We start from the raw sequence: 26,483 nt of genomic DNA on the forward strand, positions 1-26,483 counted from the left end.
CACAAAATAACGACAAAATGAACTTGTGAAAGGAAGAGTGCAGGTGAACCAATTTTATCGTGTACATGGTGATGTCATTGAAACACCATTAAGAGGGATGGAAGTCATGTCCGTCCCTTATTTAAACAAAGGGGTTGCATTTACTAAGGAAGAGCGGGAAGAGCTTGGTTTAAAGGGATTTCTACCGCCTAAGGTTTTAACATTAGAGGATCAGGCAAAGCGTGCATATGAGCAGTTCAAGGCACAGCCGGATGAACTGGGGAAAAATGTGTATTTAACATCACTTCATGACAGAAACGAAGTGCTTTTTTACAAATTACTAAATGAGCACTTGGCGGAGATGCTGCCGATTGTCTACACGCCGACTGTTGGAACAGCCATTCAGCGTTATAGCCACGAGTATCGAAAGCCAAGGGGGCTTTATTTATCGATTGATGATTTGGAAGGCATGGAAGAGATTTTTGCCTCTTACGGTGTTGATGAATCAATTGACTTAATCGTTGCGACAGATGCAGAAGGCATTTTAGGTATTGGAGACTGGGGTGTTGGCGGTATTGCCATTTCAGTCGGGAAACTTGCTGTTTATACAGCCGCAGCAGGCATTGATCCTAGCCGCGTGCTGGCCGTTGTGCTTGATGCCGGGACGAACCAGGAAAGTCTCTTGAATGATCCGCTTTATGTTGGAAATCAGCATTCTCGCGTTCGAGGAGAACGTTATGTTCGGTTCATTGATCAATATGTAGAGCTTGCCCGCGCAACCTTTCCAAATGCACTCCTTCACTGGGAAGACTTTGGGACAAAAAATGCCCGAGCCATATTGGAAAAATATAAGGAACGTATTTGTACATTTAATGATGACATTCAAGGTACTGGAGCTGTTTCACTTGCTGCGGTTCTGGCATGTGCAAAAGCTTCGAAGGTTCCGCTGAAAGATCACCGAATCGTCATTTTCGGAGCGGGTACGGCAGGGATTGGCATAGCGGAGCAGATCCGTGATGCTCTCGTAAGAGACGGTGTCAAAGAAGAGGAATCATATGATCATTTCTGGTGTATTGATAAAACAGGATTGCTTACAGATGATTCGCCTGACATTCAGCCATTTCAAAAGCCATATGCAAGACGTTCTGACGAAGTAAAGGATTATGCCCGTAACGGTCCTAAGCATTCCATTGATTTATTAGAGGTCGTCAAACAGGCGAAACCAACCATCTTAGTTGGCACCTCGACGGTAGGAGGAGCATTTACAGAGGAAATTGTGAAAGAAATGGCGTCACACGTGGAGCGCCCAGCCATTTTACCGATGTCGAACCCAACACCTCTTTCAGAAGCAAAGCCTGAAGATCTCATCGAGTGGACAGAAGGACGCGCCCTTGTGACAACGGGAAGCCCATTTGATCCTGTCGAATATGGCGGCGTGACATATGAAATTGGGCAGGCGAATAATGCCCTTGTGTTCCCAGGGCTTGGTCTTGGAACGATTGTGTCTAAAGCCCGCCTTATAACAGACAGCATGTTTGTTGCGAGTGCTGAAGCGATTGCCAGCATGGTCAATGTCGGAAAGCCGGGTGCAGCGATGCTGCCAAGTGTGGATCAGCTTCGAACTGTTTCAGCGACAGTGGCTGTCCGTGTGGCGCAAGCAGCGATCGATGAAGGTATTGCAGAGGAAACGCCTGAGGATCTCATTCAGGCTGTACAGGACGCCATGTGGCATCCTGTGTACAAAAAAATCAAAGCCATATAAAAAAGAAGCTTCGCAAGGACACGCCTTTGCGAAGCTTTCTTTATCAAGCCACAGAATCAATGACATCAACGATCATGCCTGTTTTGGCATCAATCATGACTTCGTACTGTTCAAGCTCGCCAAAGGCTGAGCGAGTAATGCCAGATTTGTACACATCAATCGTTTCACCATTTACGGTATACGGTTCTGGTACAGTATAAATCCAAGAGCCATCAATCGGGCCGCGCTGTTTAAAAGCAGATTTCACAATTTTTAATGCTTTTTCAGACGAGATATACGTAGGGAAAAATACTTTCTTTGCAACAATTGCAGCGGCTACGCCAATACTCGCACCAATCAGAACATGTTTTAACTTCAACGTGCTGCACCTCCGTATTGCTGTTTTTTCCATTATACAAAACTTGTCCATTGATGTTAAGGAATCCGAATACTTGAAAGCATATTCAAAATTTCTGGAGAGATACTTGGAAAACCGAAAGAATTCTTATAGTATAAAGTGAGTGTTATTTTTATAGGAATATATATGGTCATTACATAGAAACGAGGTAAACCGTAGAATGAATGAAGAAACATTGTCGCTTTTCCGAAATTTAACAGAATTACAGGGAACTCCAGGTAATGAGCACCATGTGCGTGCTTTTATGAAAAAGGAACTTGAGAAATATTCTGACGAACTCATTCAGGATCGTCTTGGCGGTGTGTTTGGGGTACGCAAGGGACCAGAGAACGCACCTAAAATCATGGTGGCTGGTCATATGGATGAAGTGGGATTCATGGTTTCATCCATTACGAAGAACGGGATGATACGCTTCCAAACACTCGGCGGCTGGTGGAGTCAAGTCATGCTGGCACAGCGTGTCGACGTTCATACCGTTCACGGACCAATTCCTGGTGTCGTCTCTAGTACACCGCCTCATCTTCTAACACCAGAACAAAAAAGCAAACCTGTGAAACCATCAGACATGCTCATTGATATTGGGGCAGACAGTGAAGAAGAGGCAAAAGAACTTGGCATTCGCCCAGGACAGCAAATCGTGCCTGCAACAGTCTTTACCCCTATGGCGAATCCTAAAAAGATTTTAGCGAAGGCTTGGGATAACCGCTATGGCTGCGGACTTGCGATTGAATTATTAAAAGAAATAAAAGACGAACCTCTTTCATGTCATCTGTATTCAGGTGCAACGGTTCAGGAAGAAGTAGGGCTTAGAGGGGCAGAAGTAGCTGCGAATATGATTCAGCCAGATCTGTTCTTTGCTTTAGATGCAAGCCCTGCAAACGATGTGACAGGTGACAAAACCCAATTCGGCCAGCTTGGTAAAGGAGCACTTCTGCGTATTTTTGATCGAACCATGATTACGCATCGCGGGATGAGAGACTTTGTGCTCGATACTGCTGAGTCAAACAGCATTCCATACCAATACTTCGTATCACCGGGTGGTACGGACGCTGGACGTGTGCATATTTCCAACCAAGGTGTGCCTTCTGCTGTCATTGGGGTGTGCGCTCGCTACATTCATACAAGTCATTCAGTATTGCATGTGGATGATTACGCAGCGGCAAAAGAATTAATTGTCCGCCTGGTGAAAAACTGTGATCAAAGTACAGTGGATTCTATTTATCAACAGGTGTAAATGTAATAGAAAAGGCTGCCTCTTTCATGAGAGCAGCCTTTAGTGTGTATATGTAGACAAAACCTCGCATTCATTGCCAGGTCTGCAAAGGTTTCGAAAAGAGGAAAAAAGGTTGCAGTTTCACCTTTTTTATTGCTGTTCAAACACGTAAGATAACGCCTTGATCGCTTGGTTCACGGTTTCTACAGTGATATTCGCTTTGTTTGATAGTTCCTTTAACGGATGGTGCAGTTCTTTTGGGCGGATCAAAATGAGAGGTTTTCCTTTTGTGATGGCAGCAGATGCATCCATTGCCGTGTTCCACTGTTTATATTTCTCACCAAAGCGGGCAATGACGACGTCTGCCTTGTTTAATAAGATCTCAGTACGGAAATTGTTCAAATCAGAAGCCGCATCATCTTTAAAAATGGCATTCGGCTGCTCACCTAAAATGTCCTCACCAATGTGATCTGAGCGGTCATGATTCTCCATTGGTCCAACAAACGTCACCGGCAGTTTCAACGATTGGCTTTTCTCCTTGATTTCATCACGCCACTGGCTATGAATTTCTCCTGCTAAATAGACGGTTAATTGCATAACGATCTCCTCCTTTTGTACAAACTTAGTAAAGGTTTGCCCTGTTTCTTTTCATGTTACACAAGAAGTGCTTGATAAAGCAAAAAAAATATGATTATGATATTCATGGTAGAGACTATTTTTCATCGTAAGAATACTACATATAATGGGAAGGACAGGCCTCTTCGTCTTTCCTATGAGAAAGCAGGAAGACGACGTTGATGACTTATTTGAAAAGAAAAGGGATCTCCCTTTCGCCAAAAGTGTACTTCATTGATGCACTCTCTTATATGGCTTTAGGTCTATTTGCTACATTAGTGGTAGGGCTGATTTTAAAAACAGCAGGCGGTCTGTTATCACTTCCGCTCATCATCAAAATGGGAACACTTGCGATGGGGCTCATGGGACCAGCAATCGGTGTAGCCGTTGCGTATCGCTTACATGCATCTCCTTTGATCATTTTTGCAAGTGTTGTCTCAGGTGCTGCAGGAGCAGAGCTTGGTGGACCTGCTGGAAGCTTTGTCGCAGCATTAATTGGTGTGGAACTCGGCAAGCTGGTCAGTGGTGAGACAAGAATTGATATTATTTTAACGCCGCTTGTCACCATTATTACTGGCTTTTTCACCGCCGCTTTGATCGGTCCTGGGATTGAAGCCATGATGACAGGGCTTGGTAGGCTCATCATGTGGGGGACTGACCAAAGTCCGCTGATCATGGGCATGCTAGTAGCGACCATTGTTGGACTTGCCCTCAGCTCACCGATTTCAAGTGCGGCGCTTGCGCTCATGCTTGACTTAAGCGGAACAGCGGCTGGTGCTGCAACGATTGGCTGCTGCGCTCAAATGGTCGGCTTTGCCGCTGCAGGCTTTAGAGAAAATCGTTTTGGCGGTCTTGCTGCTGTCGGCATTGGCACGTCAAAATTGCAGCTGCCGAACATTGTGAAAAATCCCCTTATCCTTATTCCGCCGACGATTGCGGGCCTCATTCTCGCGCCAATTGGTATTATTGGCTTTGGGATGGTCAATAATGCGGCAGGGGCAGGTATGGGAACGAGCGGCCTCGTTGGACAGCTCATGACACTGACCGTTATGGGATTTCATCCATCCGTTTTTCTGGCGATCGCTCTTTTGCATATCGTTGGCCCGGCAGTGATTAGTTTGGTAGTATCAGAATGGATGAGAAAGAAAGGCTATATACAATTCGGAGATTTAACCATACAAACTGGAGGAATGAAACATGAAAAAAATTGAATCAAACGAAGAATTACAAAAAGTGATTCAAGAAGACTTAACAGTATTGCTATTTTCAGCTGACTGGTGCCCGGACTGCACCTTTATCGAACCATTCTTGCCAGAGCTTGAAGCAAACTACCCAGAATTTGAGTACTTCTATGTGGATAGAGATCAGTTCATTGACACTTGCGCAGAGTGGGAAATTTACGGCATTCCAAGCTTTTTAGTTTTTAAAAATGGACAAGAGGTTAACCGCTTTGTCAGCAAGGATCGTAAGACGAAGGAAGAGATTGAAGCATTTTTAACAGATTCTCTTTCTAAATAATGAAAGGAGGGTCTAAATCATGGCAAAAATGACATCAAGACAGCTTGCGAACGAACTCAAAAGCCGTCTGACAAATGACAGCTGGTCACACCAGTTTGACCGAGAAAAAGATACGCTTCGTATTGAAGATAAACAAACAAGTAAAGGTATTACACTAGAGCTCCCGCCAATCATTGCAAAGTGGGAAGTAAAGCCTGATGAAACATTAGATGAGATCGTTTACTATGTGAAAGAGGCGCTAAGTGCCATGAAAGGCGAAGCGCAGCACATCTCAGGAAAAGAAAAGCAGATCTATCCTGTCATTCGTTCCACTTCCTTTCCTGAGACATCAAGTGATGGCATTCCCCTCGTTTTTGATGAGCATACAGCTGAAACGAGAATCTTCTACGCACTTGACCTTGGAAGCACCTACAGATTAATTGATGAGAAAATGCTTCAAAAGGAAAACTGGACAAAAGAGCGAATTAGGGAAACTGCAAGCTTCAATGTCCGCTCACTTGAAACTGTGGTGAAAATGGATGAAGTTGCAGGCAATCGGTTTTATTTCTTCCGTGCGAATGACGGATATGATGCCAGCAGACTTTTAAATGAATCGATTTTACAAGAATACGCGCAAAAAATAGAAGGACATATGGCCATTTCTGTTCCCCATCAAGATGTATTCATCATTGCAGATGTTCGCAATGAATCAGGCTATGATATTTTAGGACAGATGTCGATGAGCTTCTTCGCCAGCGGCACGGTTCCGATTACCGCATTGTCATTTTTATATGACGAGGGCAAGCTTGAACCGATCTTTATTCTTGCTAAAAGCAGACCAAAACAGCAGTAGAAGGGAATTTTGAAGAATGAACGTTTTTTATAATGCAGAAGGTGTAGGCGACACACTCCTTATTTCATTGAAAGATGTGACGAGAGAAGAAGTAGGTCATGAGAGGTTTGGAGATGTCGTAAGAATCTTCAATCAAGAAACAAAAGAAACAACAGGTTTTAATATCTTCAACGCATCCACTTACATGAAAATTGAAGAAAACGGATCTGTACCGCTATCTGAAACACTTGTTCAAGATATCAACGAAATTTTAAACCGCAACGGTGTAAGTGAAACGTTGACCGTGGATCTATCACCAAAATTTGTTGTCGGTTATGTGAAGGAAAAAGAAAAGCATCCGAATGCAGATAAATTAAACATTTGCCAAGTAGATGTTGGCGATGAAACATTACAAATCGTGTGTGGTGCACCAAACGTTGATCAAGGGCAATATGTCGTGGTTGCGAAGGTTGGTGCGGTGATGCCAAGCGGTTTGGTCATTAAAGATGCTGAGCTAAGAGGTGTTCCATCAAGCGGAATGATTTGTTCAGCAAAAGAACTAGATCTTCCAGACGCGCCTGCTGAAAAAGGGATTCTTGTTCTAGAGGGAAGCCACCAAGCTGGCGAACCCTTTAAAGCGTAACCTCCCATAAACGGGCACATAGGAGCGAAGAATGTGTTATACCAAAAGTCACTAAGTACGTACTTAGTGACTTTTTTTCATCTACAGACAGCACAAATAGCAAAGAGCAGCACTTTTCTCGCTTTTCTGCATGAAAAAGCAATGGTATACTAAAAATCGCCCAAGAAAACGTAAGGGGAGTTAAAGTGAGTGATAAATGATGAGTTGGTTAGATAAATTTTTTAGTGTATTTTTAGGAGAAGAAGAAAAGAAAGAAGAAAAAGCTGTGAGACCTAATGAAGGTCCAGCTGCACGAACGCAGCCAGTTTTTGAACAGCATAAAGAATATAAAAAAATTGAAGATACAAAAGTCTATTATGAATATCCGAAAGGCAACTTCCGCTTTCCGCTCGTTCCAGATGAACCTCTGCGTGACGGAGTGAAGCAGGAAAGAAGACGCGCAAAGCCAAGCAAGCCAAAGGCTAAGCAGAAGACCTATGAGCCAAAACAAACGGTGCAGCCTGACATCAATAAAAAGCCATTCAAAACAGAGCAAATTCCATCACCGATCTATGGCTATCATCAGGATATGCGTCCAAAACGAACAGAAGCGAAAGAAGAATCATCTCCTGTTCAAATGAAAGCAGCAGAAACAGCGCAGCGTGTCACCCTGTTATCAGAAGAGGCAGAGCGTGTACGAAATGTCAGACAGCAAATGAACATTCCGTCAATACGGAAAGAAAATCGTATGGAAGAAACGGTTTCAGCCCCAGCAGAAGAAAGAGTGGACATGCAAACAGACGTGACCCCGCTTACTTTGCAAGAGGAACTCGCTTATCAGGATCACGTTCAATCGACGATGGAGCGTTTAAATGACGAGCCTTTCATTCAAACAGAGGAAAAAGAGCCAGCCTTTTCTGAGCCTCAAGACCATATTGAAGCTGACTTACATAATCAGGAGGCCGAAGCTTATCAAGAACAGCCGGTAGAGGCTGAGCCGGAACAGGATGTCTCAAGCGATGACGAAGAAATAAAAGGCGAGCCGGTACATCAGTTTGTAGATCATACGGAGGAAATAGAACCGTTGACATTCGAAACAGCAGAAGACACACATCCCGCAATTGAAATGGAAGTAGACATGCCGGCAGAAGAAGTTGAGGTAACAGAAGACATCCCAGCAGAACCGGTCGCGGAAATAGAAGCTGATTCCATAGAAGATCATCAAGAAGAAGTGCCAGCGGCAGCATTTGAAGAAGCTGAGCCAGTCGCTAAGCATGATCTGCAAGAAGACCAATTGTTGGAAGAAGCTGAAATAGTAGAAGATCAAATGATGCCAATAGAACAAGTAGCAGACGATGAGACCGCTACTGAACCAGCAGAACCTGTCATAGAGCAGCAAGAAAAGCAAGAACAAGTGCATAAAGTCAAGGAAGAAAGACCGAAACAAGCAGCTCCGCAGACGCAACGTACAAGCGGACAAACCTCAACGGTTCCTTTTAACGTCATGATGTTAAAAAGTGATCAGCGTGTGCAAGGGCAAAAGAAAGCAGCAGATGCACAAGGGTATGTTTTCCCAAGTCTCGCCCTTTTAGACGTACCTCCAGCTCAAAAAGAAGAGGACGGGACATGGGTGAAAGAGCGGGCAGAGCTGCTCAATGCCACGCTGAAAAATTTCAATGTCAGAGCAAGTGTGGTTCATGTCACGCAAGGCCCTTCTGTGACAAGGTTTGAAGTACATCCAGAACCAGGTGTCAAAGTGAACAAAATCACGAACCTATCAGATGATATTAAACTCAGTTTGTCCGCAAAAGATATTCGAATCGAAGCACCGATTCCAGGAAAGAACACGATCGGGATCGAAGTGCCGAACCTTCACAGTAAAATGGTTTTCTTACGAGAGATGATCAGAAGCAGTGCATTTAGAGACAATCCATCACCCTTAACAGCAGCACTCGGATTAGATATATCCGGCCAGCCTGTTGTGGTTGATCTGCAAAAAATGCCGCATGGCTTAATTGCTGGAGCAACAGGGTCAGGAAAAAGTGTCTGTATCAATACCATTTTAGTGAGCTTAATGTTTAAAGCGTCACCAGATGAAGTAAAAATGCTCTTAATCGACCCTAAAATGGTTGAATTAGCGCCATATAATCACATTCCGCATCTCGTGAGTCCTGTCATCACCGATGCCAAGACAGCGACAGCCGCTCTGAAATGGGTAGTGGATGAAATGGAAAGGCGCTACGAACTGTTTGCACACTCTGGCGTGAGAGAAATTAAACGATTCAATGAGCTTGTCAAAGAAAAACAAATGGGTGAAAAACTACCTTATCTTGTCGTTGTGATCGATGAGCTCGCTGATTTAATGATGGTCGCACCAAATGAAGTCGAAGAAAGCATTTGCCGAATCGCACAAAAAGCAAGAGCATGCGGCATTCATTTATTGATTGCGACACAAAGACCTTCTGTCGATGTCATCACAGGTCTCATTAAAGCCAATATCCCAACAAGAATTGCTTTCTCTGTCTCAAGTCAGGTAGATTCTAGAACGATCATTGACATGGCAGGTGCAGAAAAGCTTCTCGGAAAAGGAGACATGCTTTTCTTAGAAAATGGCTCCGGCAAGCCGACGAGGCTGCAAGGGAACTTTGTATCAGACCGTGAGATTGATCAAGTAGTGGCACATGTAAGAAAACAGCGTAAGCCAGTGTTCCTTTTCGAACAGGAGGAATTAATGCTCCAAGGCTCTGCGATTACAGATGAAGACGAATTGTTTATGGATGCCTGCCGTTTTGCGATTGAGCAGAATAGCGCTAGTACATCGAGTTTGCAGCGAAGATTTAGAATTGGCTACAATCGTGCAGCCAGATTGATCGACATGATGGAACGCGAGGGCATGATCTCTGGTGCAAAAGGCAGTAAGCCAAGGGAAGTCCTTATGACACTGAGTGACTTAGAACAGCTGATCTAAACAAACCACTTCATTTTTTTTATAAACATGGTATGATAGCACATAGGTGCAATTTTGTAATTGGACGCTTTTCGTATGCCTGTCAGAACGCTTTTTTATGTAAAATGAGCGAAAGCAGGTGTTAGAAATAGGAAAGTTGTCGGATACTAATCATAGTTAATATTGATTAGAATAGGAAGATCGGAAAAAAATCTTTATTTGGAGCTGCGATCTGTGAGCCGCTAGAGGCGAAAATCACAAGTTGCAAATTGAAATGAGCGTCATATACTGTAAGTCAGATAGACGTTTGTTGGAGGTACAATTATGACTGTTTATCATTTTGTTGGAATAAAAGGGACAGGTATGAGTCCACTGGCCCAAATTCTTCATGATACTGGGTATACTGTCCAAGGATCGGATATCGAAAAACATATCTTTACACAAAAAGCATTAGAAGAACGAAATATTAAAATTCTTCCATTTGACCCAGATAATATTCAGCCAGGGATGACCGTGATTGCAGGTAATGCATTTCCTGATACACACCCTGAGATTGAACGTGCCCTTTCTGAAGGGATTCCTGTCATTCGTTACCATAAATTCCTTGGAGAATACATGGATTCATTCACAAACGTTGCGATTACTGGTGCTCATGGTAAAACGTCGACAACAGGACTGCTTGCCCATGTGATGCAATCAGCGAAACCAACTTCATACTTAATCGGTGATGGATCTGGTATGGGGAAAGAAAACAGCGAGTATTTTGTATTTGAAGCATGCGAATACCGCAGACACTTCCTCAGCTATCATCCAGACTATGCGATCATGACCAATATTGATTTTGATCATCCTGATTATTTCTCGGACATTGACGACGTGTTTGATGCGTTTCAAAACATGGCGCTTCAAGTGAAAAAAGCCATTATCGCTTGCGGTGATGATGAGCATCTGCCCAAGATTCAAGCGAAGGTACCTGTTGTGTATTACGGTTTCAATGAAGAAAATGATTTCCAAGCACGCAATGTTGTGAAAAACACGGAAGGCACTACATTTGATGTATTTGTACGCAATACGTTTTATGATACCTTCTACATTCCTGCCTACGGAAATCATAATGTCCTCAATTCATTAGCTGTGATTGCATTATGTCACTATGAAGCCATTGATGTAGAGCTCATCAAAGGGGCACTAATGACATTTGGCGGGGTGAAACGCCGCTTTAATGAAAAAGTGGTCGGTGAGCAGGTCTTAATTGACGACTATGCCCATCACCCAACGGAGATTGAAGTCACCATTGAAGCAGCACGTCAAAAATATCCAGACCGTGATATTGTCGCTGTCTTCCAGCCGCATACCTTCACACGTACACAGCAATTCTTAAGTGAATTTGCTGACAGTCTGAAAAAAGCGGACTATGTATACCTATGCGATATTTTCGGTTCAGCCCGTGAAAACATTGGGAAGCTGAGTATCGAAGATTTACGAGAAAAAATCCCGCAGGCCCAATTGATTGCGGAAGAAGATACATCTGTGCTGAAAGCGCACGAAGATGGGATTCTGATCTTTATGGGAGCAGGAGACATTCAAAAATATCTGCGTGCTTATGAGAAAGTCGCTGTATAAATGCTTAAAGGAAAAGTGCCGTTTTGATCGGCACTTTTTTTATTTTGAATAAAATGTGACAAAGGGGCTAAATGTGTCAACATCTTCCGCTTTTTTTCGTTCGCTGTGGACAGGAATCAGCGAATAAGTGTAGAATTATTATTCAATCGGTCATTCTAGGCGATGTTTGAATGATACAACGAGAGGGTAATGAATTGCATATGCCCGCAGCAAAGGAGGTATCAGATGATTATTATTCTATATCTAAGCGTTGCACTGATCGCAATTGCTTTCCTCATTCTTGTCATCTATTTGTCCAAAACATTAAAATCCTTACAGCTGACATTAAAGAATGTTGCATCAACTTTAGAAGGTCTTGAAGGTCAGATGCAAGGGATCACCACAGAGACGACACAGTTGCTACATAAGACGAATCAGCTTGCTGAAGATATTCAAGACAAATCGGCAAAACTCAACACAGTTGTGGATGCGGTGCAGGGAATTGGCGGCTCGATCAACCAATTTAATACAAGCATAAAGCAGGCAGCTGGTGCAGTTTCTTCATCCGTTGAACGAAATCAAGAAAAAGTCACGGATGTGGTAAGCTGGAGTAACGCAGCACTTGAAATTTATAAAAAATGGAAACAACGAAAACACCAAAAATAAACCATTTTCGCATAGGAGGAATAATCATGAGCAAAGACGGAATCAATAGCAAAGACTTTTTGATCGGAACACTTATTGGTGGAATTGTTGGTGCAACAACAGCCTTATTTTTAGCACCGAAGTCAGGGAAAGAGCTTCGCGATGATTTGAACACCCAAGCGAATGTTTTAAAAGAAAAAACAGATCGCCTCACAACAGATGCAAAAGAAAGAGGCACTGAATATGTGACGATTGCGAAAGATAAAACGTCTGAATTGTCCCAACTGGTAGCAGAACAGTCAAACCAGATTTTAGACAAAGTGAAAGACATAAAAGAGCGTGCAGCTGGAAAAGCTAATCATGTGAAAAGTGAAGCAGAAGATGCAGCAGCTGACCTAGCAAATGAAGCTTCAGATGTAGCAGACGAAGCAAAAGTACGAGCACAAGAAGCGAAATCAGAAATTGAAGATGGCATCAAAGATGTCAAAGAAAAAGTAGAACAATCGACTAAAGGCTAACTCTCACTGCTCGGAGTGAAGAAGGAGAACATCATGTCAAAACAACTCATTGAAACAGAAGAACAGTTTGATCAACTAACGAATCAAGATGGGACGTTTGTCTTTTTTAAGCACAGTTTGACATGTCCGATCAGCCAAGCGGCTTTTCAAGAGTTTGAAGCATTTGCGTCTGCACATGAAGACGTGCCAACTTATTTCTTGCAAATCCAAAACACAAGAGAGCTTTCATCCTATGTGACTGAAAAGTCGGGGGTAAAGCACGAAAGTCCCCAGGCACTCGTCTTTAGCGGTGGAAAAGTGAAGTGGCATGCATCTCACTCAAGCATTACAAAAGAAGCGCTTGAACATAATCTGTAGAAGAAACGTCAGCAATTGCTGACGTTTTTTTATAAAAAAAGGTTTACTTCAACCAAAAGTATGCTATAATCTTACACATAATACTTTATCGCTTAAAAGCGTTTGGGTAATAAAGAAAATTTTCGTGACAATTCCGAAATCTTTGTTTATAATAAACCCTATCATGAGAGAATGAAAAAATAAAAAGCGAGAACAGGCAGAGGAAAGGATGACAAAAATGAGCAACAATGAACTAGAACAATTGAGACAGCAGGCAGATGAACTAAATCTTCAAATCTTAAAACTGATCAATGAAAGAGGAAGCATTGTAAAAGAAATTGGAAAGGCGAAAGAAGCGCAAGGTGTCAACCGTTATGATCCTGTCAGAGAGCGCACAATGCTGAACCAAATTCTTGAAGCAAATGATGGACCATTCGAAAACTCAACGATTCAGCATATTTTCAAAGAGATTTTCAAAGCAGGTCTAGAGCTTCAAGAAGATGACCACAGCAAAGCACTTCTTGTTTCTCGTAAGAAAAAATCGGAAAATACAATCGTGAACATCAATGGAGAAGCGATCGGTGATGGGAAACAGCGCTTCATCGTTGGACCATGTGCTGTTGAAAGCTACGAGCAAGTCGCAGAAGTTGCGGCAGCAGCGAAACAGCAAGGACTAAAACTACTTCGCGGAGGTGCATTTAAACCTCGCACAAGTCCATACGATTTCCAAGGACTTGGTGTAGACGGTCTAAAAATTCTAAAGCGTGTAGCGGATGAATACGGTCTTGCTGTCATTAGTGAAATCGTCAATCCTGCTCATATTGAAGAAGCGATTGAGCATATCGATGTCATCCAAATTGGTGCACGGAACATGCAAAACTTCGAGCTATTAAAAGCAGCCGGATCTGTGAAGAAACCAGTTCTTTTAAAGCGTGGTCTTGCAGCGACTATTTCAGAATTCATCAATGCAGCTGAATACATCATCGCCCAAGGAAATGACCAAATCATCCTTTGCGAGCGCGGTATCCGCACATACGAAACAGCGACAAGAAATACACTTGATATCTCTGCAGTGCCAATCTTGAAACAAGAGACACATTTACCAGTATTCGTTGATGTGACGCACTCAACTGGACGTAGAGATCTTCTCCTTCCAACAGCGAAAGCAGCTCTTGCGATTGGAGCAGACGGTGTCATGGCAGAAGTGCATCCAGATCCATCTGTTGCTCTATCTGACTCAGCGCAGCAAATGGACATTCCTCAATTCGAAAAATGGTTAGATGCGTTAAGACCACTTGTCAACATTCACGCGTAATCATAGATAGAAAAGCCGCCGGATAACTGCCCGGCGGTTTTTCTATGGATAAAATATGATGGAGATTGGGAATGAAAGGAAAAGAGCACATTACAAGCCTCAAAAGTGCTTGTTCACAATGTTTTCATTTTTAAAATTCGATAGAATCTGCTAAGATCATTGTCATAGCTGACGTTCTCGGCGATTTTTCATGAAATATGATTCAATTTACAGGTAACAAGCTCATTAAAGTTTGTTTAATTTAGTTATAAAAAGAAAGGGAACGTTTTCATATGGTGAAAAAACGTGTATAATTTCATAAAAGAATGTCATTTTGATGTAGATTGAAAAATTATGTGTCTCTTTTCATCGTTTTAATGACAAATAGGATATTATTTTCCTCGTATCTGACATGTCTCTATCCAATTGGTGAATGCTATAGATATGAAGTGTATTTGAAGGAGTGATTTATGTGAATAATGTTACAATATATGATGTAGCAAGAGAAGCAAATGTAAGTATGGCAACGGTATCACGCGTAGTGAATGGTAATCCGAATGTAAAACCAACAACAAGAAAAAAGGTACTTGAAGCGATTGATCGTCTTGGCTACCGTCCGAATGCTGTGGCACGAGGCCTTGCAAGTAAAAAAACTACAACAGTTGGGGTGATCATCCCTGATATTTCTAGTATCTTCTATTCGGAGCTTGCTCGCGGAATTGAAGATATCGCCACGATGTATAAGTACAACATCATTTTAAGCAACTCAGATCAAAATACCGATAAAGAGCTTCATCTATTAAATACAATGCTAGGTAAACAAGTAGATGGGATTGTCTTTATGGGCGGAAACATCACAGATGTGCTTGTTGAAGAATTTAAGCGCTCTCCTGTGCCAATTGTTCTTGCAGCATCTGTTGAAGAGCAGGCTCAAACACCATCTGTCAATATCAACTACGAGCAAGCGATTTATGATTCAGTCCAGCTTTTAGTTGAGAAAGGACATAAGCGAATTGCCTTCGTATCCGGCCCAATGTCAGAACCGATTAACTCTATGAGAAAGCTTGCAGGTTATAAGCGTGCGCTTGAAGAAGCGGGCATCGCATTTGACGATGCGCTCGTCGCTGAAGGCGATTACTCCTATGATTCTGGAATTGAATCACTTGCTCATTTACTTGAGCAGTCTGACAAGCCGACAGCTGTTATTGCGGCTACCGATGAAATGGCGCTAGGTGTCATTCACGGAGCACAAGATAGAGGCGTATCGATTCCTGAGGATTTAGAAGTGATTGGCTTTGATAACACGAGACTTTCTCTCATGGTGCGTCCTCAGCTGACAACAGTTGTTCAGCCGACCTATGATATTGGCGCTGTCGCAATGAGACTGCTGACAAAGCTGATGAACAAAGAACAAGTGGACGATCAAATTGTTGAGCTTCCGCACAGAATTGAAGAAAGACAATCAACAAAATAAAACGAAAAGCAGGCTTACACATTAGTGAATGCCTGCTTTTCTTATGCATTTTTCTTTTCTCTTCTTACAGGCATAAGTGCTTTTTCTACAGTTTGAGCATTCTTTTCTGTGATTTCTGCTTTTCTTGGGATCGGTGGATATAAATCGTCAGGGTCTCCCCATGTCGATGGCAGGCTGACAGGCGATTGTTTATGCCAAGCCTGAACCCAGTCCTGAGGCAGTTCAGCCGGCGGTGTGATGCCTTTCATCTCAAGCCAAATCCGGCTCCATGCCCTTGGAACGACACGCCAAATATCATATCCCCCTCCGCCAACAGCAATCCATTTGCCATCACAATATTGATGCGCTAACTCATGGGCAAGTCTAGGAATTTCCTCATATATTTTCATGGTGGCAGATAAATGGGTTAACGGATCATAGTAGTGTGCATCCGCGCCGTTTTGCGTCAAAATCACATCTGGTTTAAAAAAAGCAGCAATTTCAGTCACTGCTGTTCGGTATGCTTCGAGGAACGATTCGTCTTCTGTAAATGCATCAAGCGGAATATTATAAGCGTAGCCATAGCCTTTATCGTGACCTCTTTCCTGTACTTGTCCAGTTCCAGGGAACAAGTAGCGCCCCGTTTCATGAATAGAGACCGTACAGACCTCTGGGTCGTCATAGAAGCTGAATTGTACACCATCTCCATGATGGGCATCTGTATCAATATATAAAATTCTTGCACCATATGTCTTTTGAATATATTGAATGGCCACGGAGCTGTCATTATATATACAAAAGCCAGATGCACGTCCTTTAAACCCGTGGTGAAGTCCGCCGCCAAGATTGAGTGCATGCTGCGAGTGTCCCATCATTACTTGGTCAACGGCTGTTAATGTCCCGCCAACAAGGAGAGAAGCTGCCTCATGCATACCTGCAAACATCGGTGTATCCTCCGTGCCAAGGCCGTAGCGTTCACCCTCTGCTGTAGAGAGCTTTCCTTCACTAGCCCGCTGCACAGCTTGAATATAATCGGCTGTATGGACGAGCTTTAATTCCTCCAGTGTCGCCATACGCGGTGCGACGATCTCATCATCTGTTAACGCCTTCATTTTTTGAAGAAGATCATATGTTAAGTAGACACGAAGCTGATTGAAGGGATGGTCTTGGTGAAATTGGTACGTTTGAAAAGAGGGTGAAAAAACAAAGGTCGCTTCCTTCATTTGATCGTCTGCTCCATTGGCCACAGCACCTTATAGCCTTTTGCACGAATCAGCTTCGTCACATGATCTGCATGAATGGTTTGAAGGCGGAATACGAGCACTTTAGAAGCTTCATTTGCATGCGGATACACGAGCACACTCAGCATTTGAATATGCTGCTCCTTTAAAATGGCCGTAATGTCTGCGAGGCCTTCTGTCATCTGGTCCACTTCAACCTCTAAGTGTGACCCAGGCTGATCTGCACCTGTCAGTCTGACAAACGTACGAAGCAAATCAGTCTTTGTGATAATGCCTACGAGCTTGCCTCGTCTCACCACTGGAAGGCAGCCAATTCCGTGTTCAAAAAAGACACTTGAAATCTCTTCAACGAAATCAAGCGGATGAGCAGCGATCGTCTCTAATACCATGATCTCTTCAACAGGACGCTGAATAAAGAGCTGTCTTTTTTCTGTTTCAAATATACTTGGACTGGCATTTTTAATATCCCGATCTGTCACCATCCCAATGACAGAACCTTGATCAGATACGATCGGAATATGCCGAATGTGATGTGCACTCATTTTTTGAATGGCTTCTTCAATCGTATCGGTTTTTCGCAGCGTGACCACATCACGCTCCATAATTTGTTCAATCATCATTGTTTACCAATCCCCTTTGCCAAAAAAACGAATTGAACGTTAATACATAAAGCGTTGATGGAAGCGAAGACGATCGAAACGCTCAATCGAATCAGGACTCACATTTTTCCCGATTCTGGCCATTAAACAATTGGCTGGATGTGAGCTAATCTCTGGCTCGTCTGTTGCAAACCAGACAAGACCGCCTGCGTTCATCATTTTCTCCATCATTTTGCGGTACTCCCACACGTTTTTCTTTGTCCCCTTTAAATCCCAATGCCAGTAATATTCAGTTGTAATGATGATATAATTCTCCATTTGCTCATCCATCATGCTCACATCAAGTAAATGCTTGCCAAGTGAGCAGCCTCTAAATGGAGGAGCGACCTCAATCGCGCCAAGCTCGATTAAATTTTCCATGTTACCCTCTGACCAGCGCTCAAGCGGATCAGGATACAAATACGTGACATAGCCTACGACAAGCTCATCCATTCTTGCAATGATAATACGTCCTTCTGGAAGGTCTGCTATTTCAACAAGTGCTTGTTTCTGTTCCTCAGGCGTGCGAAATGCCGTCAGTCCTTCATGAAAGGTATAGTTCGCAAGCTCTGGTGCAGGTACCGGACCTTCAATAAGGATGGAACCTGTTTCTTGCTCAATGGTTTTTGAATAATAAGTTTTAGGATGCTCCACGTATCCACCGCCTCAAATTCTAGTGAGTCGTCTCTATTTTATCTTAAAACTTGCAAGAATTAAAACGGTTTCACCATAAGTTTTTTAAAAATTGAGAAAAAAAGTCATCTATACTATAATGGTCATTGTAAACGTATGCAAAGGGGGACTGTTTGATGAAATTGGAAACGCTGCCATCAGTAAAAGGGGACTATCATTTAAATGATTATGAGCAGGCATACAAAGAATTTTCATGGGAGGAAGCAAGAAAAAACTTCTCGTGGTATGAAACAGGAAACATAAATGCAGCCTATGAAGCGATTGACAGACATGCGGACTCGTTTCGTAAGAACAAGGTGGCGCTTCACTACAAAGATTCACAGCGTGATGAAAAGTATACGTTCAGGGATATGAAAATCAACACAAATAAAGCGGGAAATCTATTCAGAGAAAAGGCGCATGTGCAAAAAGGGGATCGCGTATTTATTTTTATGCCAAGATCACCTGAGCTCTATTTTCTTCTGCTTGGCGCAGTCAAAATTGGTGCGATCGTTGGTCCGTTATTTGAGGCATTTATGGAAGGAGCGGTCAAAGACCGTTTAGAAAATAGTGAGGCGAAGGTCATTGTGACAACGCCGGATCTGCTTGAACGAATTCCGTTTGCAGAGCTTCCGAAGCTTGAATCCGTCATCATTGTCGGCGGTGAAAAGGAAGACGTCGATGGCGTTCGGACAATCCATTACGAAGAGGCGTTTGAGCAGGCAGCAAAGAACCTTGAGATTGAATGGATGGATGAAAAAGACGGCTTTCTGCTTCATTACACGTCAGGGTCCACAGGTACGCCAAAAGGTGTGCTGCATGTCCATGGCGCAATGGTGCAGCAAGACCAGACCGGTAAGTGGGTGCTTGATCTGAAAGAAGACGATGTCTACTGGTGTACAGCTGACCCAGGCTGGGTAACAGGCACAGTGTACGGCATTTTTTCACCATGGTTAAATGGGGCGACGAATGTCATTTTAGGCGGCAGGTTTAACCCTGATACGTGGTATGAAACCATTGAATCACTAGGTGTGACCGTTTGGTACAGTGCTCCGACTGCCTTTAGAATGCTGATGGGAGCAGGAGATGACCTCATTCAAAAATATGATCTCAGCTCGCTCCGTCATGTGTTAAGTGTAGGTGAGCCTCTAAATCCAGAAGTCATCCGATGGGGAGACGCTGTATTTGGCAAACGAATTCATGACACTTGGTGGATGACTGAAACCGGTGCACAGCTGATTTGTAATTATCCATGCATGGACATCAAACCAGGTTCAATGGGGAAACCGATTCCAGGCGTAGAAGCGGCGATTGTCGATAATGCCGGAAATGAACTTCCGCCATACCGGATGGGCAACCTCGCCATCAAAAAAGGCTGGCCGTCTATGATGCATACGATCTGGAACAATCCTGAAAAATATGAATCTTACTTTATGCCGGGAGATTGGTATGTTTCAGGAGATTCAGCTTATATGGACGAAGACGGATACTTTTGGTTCCAGGGACGTGTCGATGATGTGATCATGACATCAGGAGAGCGGGTTGGTCCTTTTGAGGTGGAAAGTAAGCTGGTCGAACATCCGGCCATTGCAGAGGCTGGTGTCATTGGAAAACCAGATCCAGTCCGCGGTGAAATTATTAAAGCATTCATTGCGCTCAGAAGTGGATATGAGCCGACAGATGAGCTGAAAGAAGAGATTCGTACGTTTGTGAAAAAAGGACTCGCTGCACATGCGGCACCGAGAGAAATTGAGTTTAAAGACAAACTACCTAAAACGCGAAGCGGAAAAATTATGAGACGTGTGCTAAAGGCGTGGGAGCTGAATTTACCGGCTGGCGACCTATCGACAATGGAAGATTAATTTTTTTCATCAGTTGACTTGATACCAAAAGTATGTTTAAAATGACATTAGTTGAATATGTAAAGGTTTTGACTGAGATTCAGTAGAATTATCTTTCCCTGTCCAAGAGAGCTGACGGCTGGTGCGAGTCAGTACAAAGAGGTATTCGAATTACCCTCACGAACCGCTTTTACGAAAAGGAGCATGCATGCTGCCCTGATTAGTGAAAGAACGGATCTGTCCGTTATCAGTGTAAGTGAAAAGACGTGATTTGTTGTCTTTTAAGCAGGGTGGTACCGCGATATATATCGTCCCTTCGTTCATTCGAAGGGGCGTTTTTTATGTTGAATTGTAAAAAAAGGAGAATTGGATATGAGTCAATTGATGGAAGAGTTATCGTTCAGAGGATTAATTCAGCAGCAAACAGATGAAGAAGGTTTAACAAAATTATTAGCAGAAGAAAAAATCAAGCTTTACTCCGGCTTTGATCCGACAGCTGACAGCTTGCACATTGGTCATCTATTGCCAATTTTAACATTACGCAGATTCCAGGAAGCGGGCCATCACCCGATTGCCCTTGTTGGCGGCGCGACTGGACTAATCGGCGATCCTAGCTTCAAAAAAGCAGAGCGTTCACTAAACCCTGCAGAAATCGTAGAACAATGGACAGAGAAAATTAAAGGACAGCTGTCACAATTTCTTGATTTTGAAGCAGCCGAGAACCCAGCCGTTATCGTGAATAACTACGACTGGATCAGCCAAATGAATGTCATCACGTTCCTTCGTGATATTGGAAAGAACTTCGGTGTGAACTTCATGCTGGCAAAAGATATCGTCAGCTCACGGATTGAGACAGGGATTTCGTACACAGAGTTCAGCTACGTCATCCTGCAATCTTTAGATTTCGTAAACCTTTACAGAAATGAAAACTGTAAGCTGCAAATCGGTGGAAGCGACCAGTGGGGAAATATCACATCTGGACTTGAGCTGATCCGTAAGTCTGAAGCAGAAGGGGCAAAAGCATTCGGTCTAACGATGCCGCTTGTCACTAAAGCAGATGGCACGAAGTTTGGTAAAACAGAAGGCGGCGCCATCTGGTTAGATAAAGAAAAGACGTCTCCTTATGAGTTCTACCAATTCTGGATCAACACAGATGACCGTGACGTCGTGAAATACTTAAAATACTTTACGTTCTTATCGAAAGAAGAGATCGCATCGTACGAAGAAAAAGTGCAAACAGCACCTGAAAAGCGTGAAGCACAGCGCCGTCTAGCAGAGGAAGTCACGACACTTGTACATGGCCGTGAATCACTAGAACAGGCTGTCAACATCTCAAATGCGCTATTCAAAGGCGAGATCAAATCTCTTTCAGCCGAAGAAGTCAAAGTAGGCTTTAAAGATGTTCCATCAATGGAGAAAAGCAGCACAGAAGAATTAACACTTGTCGATGTCCTTGTTGAATCAAAGCTGTCTCCATCAAAACGTCAAGCACGTGAAGACATCACAAATGGTGCAGTTTCCATCAACGGAGAGAGACAAACCGATAAAGACTACGTCCTTTCAGCTGAAGACCGAATTGAAAACCAATTTACCGTCTTAAGAAGAGGGAAAAAGAAATACTTCCTTGTGAATTACAAATAAGAACGATGTGCAGCCGGCCGCGATAACCGGCTGCTTTTTTTATGCAAAATGAGAGATGAGTGCTCTTTGAAGAGTCTAATAGACTGTTCAAAGAGACTTTGTCTAGTCTTTTGGCATTGGCGTTGAGAAAGTCAAAGGTGCTTTTTCATTATTTATTTTCTATAAATTGATTGAACAAACAGTGCCTTGTTCACTTTTCTGACATATTTTTCTTATATAAAATAGAGTTCGAATAAGATGAATAAGGGGGAATGAAAGTGATTCGTTTTAAGAAAAAGAGTTTACAAATTCTTGTTGCACTTGCATTAGTGATAGGTTCAATGGCCTTCATCCAGCCAAAAGAGATCAAAGCGGCTGAGCATAATCCGGTTGTGATGGTACATGGCATGGGCGGTGCGTCTTATAACTTTGCTTCGATTAAAAGTTACTTGGTATCACAAGGATGGGATCGAAACCAATTATTTGCTATCGATTTCATAGACAAAACAGGTAATAATCGCAACAATGGTCCGCGTTTATCCAGATTCGTCAAAGATGTGCTAGACAAAACGGGTGCCAAAAAAGTAGATATTGTGGCGCATAGTATGGGCGGGGCGAACACGTTATACTATATTAAGAATCTAGACGGCGGCGATAAAATAGAAAACGTCGTCACACTTGGTGGAGCGAATGGACTCGTTTCACTCAGAGCATTACCAGGCACCGATCCAAATCAAAAAATCCTTTACACCTCTGTCTATAGCTCAGCCGATCTTATCGTCGTCAACAGCCTTTCGCGTTTAATTGGCGCAAGAAACGTCCTCATTCACGGGGTTGGTCACATCGGTCTATTAGCTTCAAGCCAAGTCAAAGGCTATATCAAAGAAGGACTGAATGGCGGGGGACAGAATACGAATTAAAAAATGAAAGAAGACAGCGACTTGTGCTGTCTTTTTTTGATGTCATCGGACATATGACAGCTGCTAGATGATGAAAGAAGGTTATAATGGAGGTAAAATGATGACACAAAAACTCAAGCAATATTTTTTAGGATATTTCCCCTATTATCCGTGCTCATTTCTCCTCATCTATTTCATCTGGATGAAGTTTGTTAAATCAGTTCAAATAGGCGAGGTGATGTCCAACTGTACATCGATCATTGGTATCTATTACATCGTTGCCAGTGTGTGGTTTGTTTTTTTGATGCAAAAATAGGCAAAACATCATTAAAAGCATGTACAAATGGATCACCATTCCTTACACTACATGTAGTAAATGAGAATCTACGGAGGTGGGCGTTTGTGCAAAAGAATCAAAAGGCTTTGATCATTGTGGATGTACAGAAGGCGTTCGAGCATGAAAAATGGGGAGAACGAAATAATCTAGATGCAGAGAAAAATATCAGTCGTTTATTGACGTTTTGGAGAGAGAAAGGCTGGACAGTGATTCATATTCAGCATACATCTGACAAGCCGGACTCCTTATTTCATCCGGCAAATGAAGGGCATCTCTTCAAAGATATCGCCAAACCGCTAGAGGAAGAAACGGTGATACGAAAGAAAGTCAACAGTAGCTTTATTGGCACAAACTTGGAGGAACAGTTAAGGTCAAACCATATTAACACGGTCGTGATCACAGGATTGACAACCCCTCACTGCGTGTCAACGACAACAAGAATGAGCGGCAATCTAGGCTTTGATACGTACCTTATCTCAGATGCAGTTGCCGCCTTTGGACTAACAGATCAAAACGGTACATATTATGATCCCGAAATGATTCATCGGCTATCACTTGCAACACTGCATGATGAATTTGCTACTGTCATGACAACAGATCAATTGATTAGTAATTGGATGGTAAAATAAAAGATATCGTTATACGCTTAATAATACTTGAGAGAACCATGGAACAAAAAAATCCTCTGGAATTCTAGGGGATTTTTTTCATGATAGATTATATGGTTTTGAATAGCTTCTTGAGACTGGCTAGTCATCATGAAAAAACCATAGACAAATTTAGCGCAAAATACAATCAAATTTTCACAACCAAAAGACTTTTGGAAGACTCTAGCAAATTATGTTTATTCTACGATTATCTTTTTATTCTTTGTACGTTTTACTTATCTGCACCTATTTACGGATGTAACATATGAATAATGATAAAGGAGATGAACAACTGATGGGTTGTGATAAGTATAAAAAATGCCCTTATTGTAAACATAAACTATCAAAATCAAACTGTTGCATCATTTGTCATACAAAATTAATTGTAGGGCGACGAGGGCCACGGGGATTACGAGGGGTTCAAGGAGCTGCAGGAGCCATCGGTCCAACGGGAGTAACAGGAGATACTGGAGCGACCGGTCCAGCGGGAGCCGCAGGAGCAACCGGTCCAACGGGAGTAACAGGTGCCGCAGGAGATATCGGAGCGACTGGTCCAACGGGAGTAACAGGAGCCACGGGAGATACCGGAGCGACTGGTCCAACGGGAGTAACAGGTGCCGCAGGAGATATCGGAGCGACTGGTCCAGCGGGAGCCGCAGGAGCAACCGGTCCAACGGGGGTCACAGGTGCCGCAGGAGATACCGGAGCAACCGGTCCAACGGGAGTAACAGGAGCCGCAGGAGATACCGGAGCGACCGGTCCAACGGGAGTAACAGGAGCCACGGGAGATACCGGAGCGACCGGTCCAACGGGAGTAACAGGTGCCGCAGGAGATACCGGAGCGACCGGTCCAACGGGGGTCACAGGTGCCGCAGGAGATACCGGAGCGACCGGTCCAACGGGAGTAACAGGAGCCGCAGGAGATACCGGAGCGACCGGTCCGACGGGAGTAACAGGTGCCGCAGGAGATACCGGAGCAACCGGTCCAACGGGGGTCACAGGTGCCGCAGGAGATACCGGAGCGACCGGTCCAACGGGAGTAACAGGAGCCACGGGAGATACCGGAGCAACCGGTCCAACGGGGGTCACAGGTGCCGCAGGAGATACCGGAGCGACCGGTCCGACGGGAGTAACCGGTGCCGCAGGAGATACCGGAGCGACCGGTCCAACGGGAGTAACAGGAGCCACGGGAGATACCGGAGCGACCGGTCCAACGGGGGTCACAGGTGCCGCAGGAGATACCGGAGCAACCGGTCCAACGGGGGTCACAGGTGCCGCAGGAGATACCGGAGCGACCGGTCCAACAGGAGCCACGGGAGTCACAGGTGCAGGGCTAGCTGAATTTGCATATGTATACAATCTAAGTGCTCAAACAGTAGCTTTAGAAGCCCCGGTGATTTTTGACTCAACTGGAATTACTACTCCTGGTATTACACATGCCCCTGGAACTTCTCAAATTATAGTGACCAATCCAGGAAACTATGAGGTTACTTTTTCAGTTTCTGGCGTAGAGCCAAATCAATTCACTCTATTTGTAAATGGAGCTCCTGTGACGAACACAGTTTATGGTTCAGGAGCTGGCACTCAACAGAATAACGGTCAGGCCATCCTCGCTCTAGCAGCGGGTGACACGCTTACTCTTGTAAACCATACTTCTGCAGCAGCAGTTACTCTTCAAACTCTAGCAGGAGGGACCCAAACAAATGTGAACGCTTCTATTATTATTAAAAAATTAGACTAACTTAAATGTTTAGAGGTGCTTTTAGAAGCAATCAAAAGGACCTTTTCATTTGAATATCTTTTTTCAGCCGTTTCTTGGAAGTCTTGCCCGGTGCTCGTCTTGTGCATAGTCTGTTTCCCATTATATGTTTTAAATTCATTTGTTCATACGAGAATACAAACAAAAAACCCTAGACCACCTTGAACAATCAAGGTCTCTAGGGTTTGTTTGATCTCTCTTTAAGAGAGTAATGAAATTAACGAGAGTAGAACTCAACGATTAGTTGTTCGCTGATTTCAGGCGCTAATTCAGAACGCTCTGGAAGACGAGTGAAAGTTCCTTCAAGCTTTTCAGCATCGAAAGAAAGATATTCAGGAACGAAGTTGTTTACTTCAACTGATTCTTTCACAACTGCAAGGTTTTGAGATTTCTCACGAAGAGCAATCGTTTGACCTGGTTTCACAGAGAAAGATGGGATGTCTACACGGCTTCCATCAACAAGGATGTGACCATGGTTGACTAGCTGACGAGCTTGGCGGCGAGTACGAGCAAGGCCAAGACGGTATACTAGGTTGTCAAGGCGAGTTTCAAGAAGAATCATGAAGTTTTCACCTTGTTTACCAGGAAGTTTAGCAGCTTTGTCAAATAGTGTACGGAATTGACGTTCGTTGACACCGTACATGTGACGAAGCTTTTGCTTCTCTTGTAATTGTAAACCGTATTCAGATAGTTTTTTGCGTTGTCCTGGACCATGTGGGCCTGGAGCGTAAGGGCGTTTTTCAAGTTCCTTACCTGTTCCGCTTAATGAAATGCCTAAACGGCGGGAAATCTTCCAACTTGGACCTGTATAGCGAGCCATAATGTGACTCCTCCTTATTTGTTTTTATTTGTGAAAAATAAAAACCGTCTGTTCTTTGTCTTTTCCGTCATTATGTTTTCATGCATCCTCGCTCCAGCAGCAGGGAGTTACAAGATGCACCTTCAAATAGAAGGAACAAAATGATACAAAAAAGCCGAACAAAAAGGCTGCCATATTTCACACAAATTCTATTATATGACGCTGGATAGGAGAAGTCAACCTATTTAGAGGCAGACGTGACGCTTCACGTTATGCGAAGAAAAATAAAAAAGCAGACAATGTGCCTGCTTTTTTGCA

At 43.4% G+C, this 26,483-nt stretch carries 24 protein-coding genes and 1 other annotated feature; of the genes, 18 read left to right on the forward strand and 6 right to left on the reverse strand.

Going from position 1 to position 26,483, the window contains the following annotated elements:
- The first annotated feature begins 43 nt into the window (after positions 1-43).
- The gene (locus ACP7A0_RS05860; RefSeq protein WP_426004544.1) at positions 44-1,741 is read left to right on the forward strand and encodes an NAD-dependent malic enzyme; all 1,698 of its coding nucleotides are present in this window, start codon (positions 44-46) and stop codon (positions 1,739-1,741) included.
- 43 nt (positions 1,742-1,784) lie between these two features.
- On the opposite strand, the gene ACP7A0_RS05865 is transcribed toward ACP7A0_RS05860, so the two are convergent.
- Positions 1,785-2,099: a PepSY domain-containing protein gene (locus tag ACP7A0_RS05865; RefSeq protein WP_003217759.1), complete on the reverse strand. Its 315-nt coding sequence runs from the start codon at positions 2,097-2,099 to the stop codon at positions 1,785-1,787.
- A 199-nt stretch (positions 2,100-2,298) separates the two neighbouring features.
- On the opposite strand from ACP7A0_RS05865, the gene ACP7A0_RS05870 reads away from it, so the two are divergent.
- Positions 2,299-3,372: a M42 family metallopeptidase gene (locus ACP7A0_RS05870; protein WP_060597028.1), complete on the forward strand. Its 1,074-nt coding sequence runs from the start codon at positions 2,299-2,301 to the stop codon at positions 3,370-3,372.
- A 129-nt stretch (positions 3,373-3,501) separates the two neighbouring features.
- Here the strand turns inward: ACP7A0_RS05870 and ACP7A0_RS05875 are convergent, their stop codons facing one another.
- Entirely contained in the window at positions 3,502-3,948 is a 447-nt protein-coding gene (locus ACP7A0_RS05875; RefSeq protein ID WP_060597027.1) for a YtoQ family protein, read from the reverse strand.
- Positions 3,949-4,148: 200 nt separating this feature from the next.
- Between ACP7A0_RS05875 and ACP7A0_RS05880 the strand changes: the two genes are divergently transcribed.
- From ACP7A0_RS05880 to ccpA, 11 genes are all read left to right on the forward strand, one after another.
- Positions 4,149-5,177, forward strand: coding sequence for a PTS transporter subunit IIC (locus tag ACP7A0_RS05880; RefSeq protein WP_060597026.1), 1,029 nt, complete (start codon positions 4,149-4,151; stop codon positions 5,175-5,177).
- A complete protein-coding gene (locus tag ACP7A0_RS05885; RefSeq protein ID WP_034665496.1) occupies positions 5,164-5,484 on the forward strand; it encodes a thioredoxin family protein in 321 nt (106 codons plus the stop codon). The genes ACP7A0_RS05880 and ACP7A0_RS05885 overlap by 14 nt, the downstream gene beginning before the upstream one ends.
- Positions 5,485-5,503: 19 nt before the next feature.
- The gene (locus ACP7A0_RS05890; RefSeq protein ID WP_413545073.1) at positions 5,504-6,316 is read left to right on the forward strand and encodes a DUF1444 domain-containing protein; all 813 of its coding nucleotides are present in this window, start codon (positions 5,504-5,506) and stop codon (positions 6,314-6,316) included.
- Between the two features lie 16 nt (positions 6,317-6,332).
- Complete coding sequence (gene ytpR, locus ACP7A0_RS05895) at positions 6,333-6,938, forward strand: YtpR family tRNA-binding protein (RefSeq protein ID WP_060597024.1); 606 nt, start codon at positions 6,333-6,335, stop codon at positions 6,936-6,938.
- 196 nt (positions 6,939-7,134) lie between these two features.
- Entirely contained in the window at positions 7,135-9,885 is a 2,751-nt protein-coding gene (locus ACP7A0_RS05900; RefSeq protein WP_426004546.1) for a DNA translocase FtsK, read from the forward strand.
- Between the two features lie 303 nt (positions 9,886-10,188).
- Positions 10,189-11,487, forward strand: a complete 1,299-nt coding sequence (gene murC / locus ACP7A0_RS05905; RefSeq protein WP_034665503.1) for a UDP-N-acetylmuramate--L-alanine ligase — start codon at positions 10,189-10,191, stop codon at positions 11,485-11,487.
- A gap of 225 nt (positions 11,488-11,712) precedes the next feature.
- Complete coding sequence (locus ACP7A0_RS05910; RefSeq protein ID WP_003217556.1) at positions 11,713-12,132, forward strand: DUF948 domain-containing protein; 420 nt, start codon at positions 11,713-11,715, stop codon at positions 12,130-12,132.
- Positions 12,133-12,158: 26 nt separating this feature from the next.
- Positions 12,159-12,629: a YtxH domain-containing protein gene (locus ACP7A0_RS05915; RefSeq protein ID WP_034665507.1), complete on the forward strand. Its 471-nt coding sequence runs from the start codon at positions 12,159-12,161 to the stop codon at positions 12,627-12,629.
- Positions 12,630-12,662: 33 nt separating this feature from the next.
- Positions 12,663-12,986: a bacillithiol system redox-active protein YtxJ gene (ytxJ, locus tag ACP7A0_RS05920; protein ID WP_034665511.1), complete on the forward strand. Its 324-nt coding sequence runs from the start codon at positions 12,663-12,665 to the stop codon at positions 12,984-12,986.
- A gap of 217 nt (positions 12,987-13,203) precedes the next feature.
- A complete protein-coding gene (locus tag ACP7A0_RS05925; protein ID WP_003217626.1) occupies positions 13,204-14,280 on the forward strand; it encodes a bifunctional 3-deoxy-7-phosphoheptulonate synthase/chorismate mutase in 1,077 nt (358 codons plus the stop codon).
- Between the two features lie 451 nt (positions 14,281-14,731).
- Entirely contained in the window at positions 14,732-15,733 is a 1,002-nt protein-coding gene (gene ccpA, locus ACP7A0_RS05930; protein ID WP_034665514.1) for a catabolite control protein A, read from the forward strand.
- A 41-nt stretch (positions 15,734-15,774) separates the two neighbouring features.
- Here ccpA and ACP7A0_RS05935 read toward each other — a convergent pair whose 3' ends face one another.
- From ACP7A0_RS05935 to ACP7A0_RS05945, 3 genes are read right to left on the reverse strand one after another with little or no spacing between them, the layout of a single operon-like run.
- Positions 15,775-16,935 (reverse strand): acetoin utilization protein AcuC, encoded by a 1,161-nt coding sequence (locus tag ACP7A0_RS05935; RefSeq protein ID WP_066030541.1) that lies wholly within the window; start codon positions 16,933-16,935, stop codon positions 15,775-15,777.
- Complete coding sequence (locus ACP7A0_RS05940; RefSeq protein ID WP_106039675.1) at positions 16,932-17,573, reverse strand: CBS and ACT domain-containing protein; 642 nt, start codon at positions 17,571-17,573, stop codon at positions 16,932-16,934. Before ACP7A0_RS05940 ends, ACP7A0_RS05935 begins: the two co-directional genes overlap by 4 nt.
- 39 nt (positions 17,574-17,612) lie before the next feature.
- Positions 17,613-18,245 carry a GNAT family N-acetyltransferase gene (locus tag ACP7A0_RS05945; protein ID WP_060597021.1) on the reverse strand — a complete coding sequence of 211 codons (633 nt, stop codon included), beginning with the start codon at positions 18,243-18,245 and terminating at the stop codon, positions 17,613-17,615.
- A 155-nt stretch (positions 18,246-18,400) separates the two neighbouring features.
- Here ACP7A0_RS05945 and acsA point away from each other — a divergent pair, with 155 nt between their 5' ends.
- The 5 genes from acsA (at position 18,401) to ACP7A0_RS05970 (ending at position 25,348) form a co-directional block, all read left to right on the forward strand.
- Positions 18,401-20,125: an acetate--CoA ligase gene (acsA, locus tag ACP7A0_RS05950; RefSeq protein ID WP_066030543.1), complete on the forward strand. Its 1,725-nt coding sequence runs from the start codon at positions 18,401-18,403 to the stop codon at positions 20,123-20,125.
- Between the two features lie 59 nt (positions 20,126-20,184).
- Positions 20,185-20,423: a binding site (T-box leader), on the forward strand.
- A gap of 53 nt (positions 20,424-20,476) precedes the next feature.
- Positions 20,477-21,745 (forward strand): tyrosine--tRNA ligase, encoded by a 1,269-nt coding sequence (tyrS, locus tag ACP7A0_RS05955; RefSeq protein ID WP_060597019.1) that lies wholly within the window; start codon positions 20,477-20,479, stop codon positions 21,743-21,745.
- A gap of 320 nt (positions 21,746-22,065) precedes the next feature.
- Positions 22,066-22,644 (forward strand): esterase/lipase family protein, encoded by a 579-nt coding sequence (locus tag ACP7A0_RS05960; RefSeq protein ID WP_374955746.1) that lies wholly within the window; start codon positions 22,066-22,068, stop codon positions 22,642-22,644.
- Positions 22,645-23,025: 381 nt separating this feature from the next.
- Positions 23,026-23,589 carry a cysteine hydrolase family protein gene (locus ACP7A0_RS05965; RefSeq protein ID WP_060597016.1) on the forward strand — a complete coding sequence of 188 codons (564 nt, stop codon included), beginning with the start codon at positions 23,026-23,028 and terminating at the stop codon, positions 23,587-23,589.
- A gap of 283 nt (positions 23,590-23,872) precedes the next feature.
- The gene (locus ACP7A0_RS05970) at positions 23,873-25,348 is read left to right on the forward strand and encodes a BclA C-terminal domain-containing protein (protein ID WP_426004552.1); all 1,476 of its coding nucleotides are present in this window, start codon (positions 23,873-23,875) and stop codon (positions 25,346-25,348) included.
- Positions 25,349-25,583: 235 nt separating this feature from the next.
- Here ACP7A0_RS05970 and rpsD read toward each other — a convergent pair whose 3' ends face one another.
- Positions 25,584-26,186 (reverse strand): 30S ribosomal protein S4, encoded by a 603-nt coding sequence (gene rpsD, locus ACP7A0_RS05975; RefSeq protein WP_034661940.1) that lies wholly within the window; start codon positions 26,184-26,186, stop codon positions 25,584-25,586.
- Between the last annotated feature and the right edge of the window lie 297 nt (positions 26,187-26,483).

Origin of the sequence: Bacillus sp. DWP3-1 (assembly GCF_049896565.1) — a bacterium.
Taxonomy (GTDB): Bacteria; Bacillota; Bacilli; order Bacillales; family Bacillaceae; genus Bacillus.